We start from the raw sequence: 2,779 nt of genomic DNA on the forward strand, positions 1-2,779 counted from the left end.
CCGGCTCCGCGCCGCGCTCGTCGGGCCGGCCGGCGGGCGCGGGGCCGGCCCGTCCGGACAGGTGCAGCGCGGCGGCCAGCAGCACGACGGCCAGGAAGGCGGTGACCAGGCCGCGCCCGTGCTCGACCTGCAACCGCTGCTCGATGGGGAAGAAGAGCGCGCGCTGGCCGAGCTTCTGCAGCGAGAAGGCGGTTGCGATCAGCACCGCGAGCAGCGCGGCCGCGATGCCGAGGCCGGCGAGCCGGGCGTGCTGCCGCACCGCCGGGGCGCCGCGCAGCGCCAGGGCCACGGCGGCCGCCATGCCGAGCAGGCCCACCAGGTACGCCACCCCGAAGCCGCCCACCTCCGCCACCCCGCTCGGCAGCCGGATCGGTGTGGTCGCCTCCTGGTCGTCGTTCGGCACGGTCATCACCAGCCACTCGCCGATCAGGGAGGCGACCGCGGCCACCGCGCCGAGCCCGGCGAGCACCGGCGGGAGGCGGTGGTCCCGGGCCAGGCCGGCGAGGCTCCGGCCGACCCGGCGGGACGGCGCGGGTTCGGCGTCGCCCCACTCGACGACGGCCGTGCCGTCGGACCGGCTGTCCTGCCTGGGGATGGGGAGATCCTGGGACATGGGCCACCCTTCCCGTACGCGGGCCTGCGTCGAATCATGACACAGCCGGCACGCGGTGACAGGGAGCGCAAGCCCACAGCCCGGTGCGGGGCGGCCCGCTTTCCGTTAGCGTCGGTGCCATGCCTATCCGTACCGCTTCCGCTCGTTGGCAGGGCAACCTCACCGAGGGGTCCGGCACCGTCCGCACCGGCAAGGGCGGCCTCACCGGCAACTACTCCTTCAAGTCCCGCTTCGAGGAGGGCGAGGGCACCAACCCCGAGGAGCTGATCGGCGCCGCGCACGCCGCCTGCTTCTCGATGGCCCTCTCCAAGCAGCTCGCCGACGCGGGCGTCACCGACACCTCGGTGGACACGACCGCCAAGGTGCACTTCGACAAGACCGACGCGGGCATGACCGTGACCCGGATCGACCTGGAGACCGTCGGCCAGGGCCCCGGCCTGGACGAGGCCCAGTTCACCAAGCTGGCCGAGGCGGCCAAGGAGAACTGCCCGATCTCCCGGCTGCTCTCCCCGGGCGCGCAGATCACGCTGACCGCCCGCCTGGCCTGACCACGTCCGACACGGCAAGGGTGCCCCGCCGGGCGCCCTTGCCGTGCCGTGCGCCGATCGTGAAGGGGTGACCGGGCGGCGTGGCCGTGCAGATGACCCGGGAGCGGTTCGAGGAACTCGTCGGCGAGGCGCTCGACGAGGTGCCCGAGGAACTGCTCGGGCTGATGAGCAACGTGGTCATTCTGGTCGAGGACGACCCGCCGCCGGGCGAGGACCTGCTCGGGCTCTACGAGGGGCACGCGCTCACGTCCCGGGGCTGGGACTACGCCGGCGTGCTGCCCGATCGCATCCTCATCTTCCGGAACCCCATCCTGGCGATCTGCGACTCCGAGGACGACGTCGTGGACGAGGTGGCGGTGACGGTGGTGCACGAGATCGCCCACCACTTCGGCATCGACGACGACCGACTGCACGCCCTCGGCTGGGGCTGACCGGGCCCGCGTCGCGCCCCGCTCGGCCGATCCCCGCTGTTGCGCGGGTCCCCTAACCTCCGGTGCAGGCACACCCCGATGCAGGAGGAAACCCATGCGCAGCGCGCTGTTCTCCGCGGAGAACCTTGAGAAGGAGTCCCAGCAGCCGGGCATGCGGCTGCAGAACTCCAAGATGCTGAAGATCGAGCTGAACGGCGAGGCGATGGCCCGGGTCGGGTCCATGGTCGCGTACCAGGGGCAGGTGCAGTTCCAGGCGCTCGGCTCCGGCGGCATCGGCAAGTTCATCAAGCAGCGGCTCACCGGCGAGGGCGTGCCGCTCATGAAGCTCACCGGGCGCGGCGACGTCTTCCTGGCCGAGCTGGCCAAGGACGTGCACATCATCGACCTGGAGCCCGGCGACGCCCTGTCGATCAACGGCTCGAGCGTGCTCGCGTTCGACTCCACCCTCCAGTACGACATCAAGATGGTCGGCGGCGCCGGGATGGCGTCCTCGTCCGGCCTGTTCAACTGCGTCTTCACCGGTCACGGCCGGATCGCGATCACCACCAAGGGCACCCCGGTGGTGCTCAACGTGGACGCTCCGACCTACGTCGACCCCCAGGCCGCGGTCTGCTGGTCGGCCAACCTCCAGACCGGCTACCACCGGGCCGAGCAGCTCGGCCTGGGCACGCTGCTCGGCCGCAGCACCGGCGAGGCGTTCACGATGAGCTTCGCCGGCCAGGGCTTCGTCGTGGTCCAGCCGTCGGAGGAGCCGCCGGTGCAGGGCAGCGGCGCGCAGCAGCAGCAGGGCGGCCTGCTCGGCGGCCTGCTCCAGTGACCGCCCGGTGCGCGGGGCGCCCGCTCCGGGCGCCCCGGCACCGTCAGCTCAGCTCGCCGGCGCGCAGCCGGGAGAGCCAGGCCGCCGCGTCCGCGTAGTCGGTGTCGGAGAGGCCGGCCGGAGCGGGGACCGGCCGGTCGCTCGCCGCCGGGCTCCAGCGGTGCCGGGGGTACGAGCCGAGGAAACGCACGTCGGCGCAGACCCGGCGCAGCCCCTGCAACGCCTCGCCGAGGCGTACGTCGGCGACGTGGCCGGTGCAGTCGAGGAAGAAGACGTACCGGCCGAGCGCCTCGCCGGTCGGGCGGGACTCGATCCGGGTCAGGTTCACCCCGCGGGTGGCCAGTTCCATGAGCACCGACAGCAGCGCGCC

General features: G+C 73.0%; 5 protein-coding genes. 3 read left to right on the forward strand and 2 right to left on the reverse strand.

What is annotated here, in order from left to right:
• On the reverse strand, positions 1–613 hold a 613-nt coding region (locus tag ACW0Q9_RS30060; RefSeq protein ID WP_456187073.1), incomplete at its 3' end, for a hypothetical protein.
• A 119-nt stretch (positions 614–732) separates the two neighbouring features.
• Here ACW0Q9_RS30060 and ACW0Q9_RS30065 point away from each other — a divergent pair.
• From ACW0Q9_RS30065 to ACW0Q9_RS30075, 3 genes are all read left to right on the forward strand, one after another.
• A complete protein-coding gene (locus ACW0Q9_RS30065; RefSeq protein ID WP_456187075.1) occupies positions 733–1,161 on the forward strand; it encodes an OsmC family protein in 429 nt (142 codons plus the stop codon).
• An 86-nt stretch (positions 1,162–1,247) separates the two neighbouring features.
• Positions 1,248–1,592 (forward strand): metallopeptidase family protein, encoded by a 345-nt coding sequence (locus ACW0Q9_RS30070; RefSeq protein ID WP_456187081.1) that lies wholly within the window; start codon positions 1,248–1,250, stop codon positions 1,590–1,592.
• A 94-nt stretch (positions 1,593–1,686) separates the two neighbouring features.
• Positions 1,687–2,409: an AIM24 family protein gene (locus ACW0Q9_RS30075; RefSeq protein WP_456187077.1), complete on the forward strand. Its 723-nt coding sequence runs from the start codon at positions 1,687–1,689 to the stop codon at positions 2,407–2,409.
• Between the two features lie 43 nt (positions 2,410–2,452).
• On the opposite strand, the gene ACW0Q9_RS30080 is transcribed toward ACW0Q9_RS30075, so the two are convergent.
• On the reverse strand, positions 2,453–2,779 hold a 327-nt coding region (locus tag ACW0Q9_RS30080), incomplete at its 5' end, for an ACT domain-containing protein (RefSeq protein WP_456187079.1).

It is taken from the genome of Micromonospora sp. I033, from assembly GCF_053890995.1.

What these genes read in the sequence shown, in the direction of transcription:
- ACW0Q9_RS30065 (WP_456187075.1), top strand. Translation starts at nt 733, where the DNA reads ATGCCTATCCGTACCGCTTCCGCTCGTTGGCAGGGCAACCTCACCGAG.
- ACW0Q9_RS30075 (WP_456187077.1), top strand. Translation starts at nt 1,687, where the DNA reads ATGCGCAGCGCGCTGTTCTCCGCGGAGAACCTTGAGAAGGAGTCCCAG.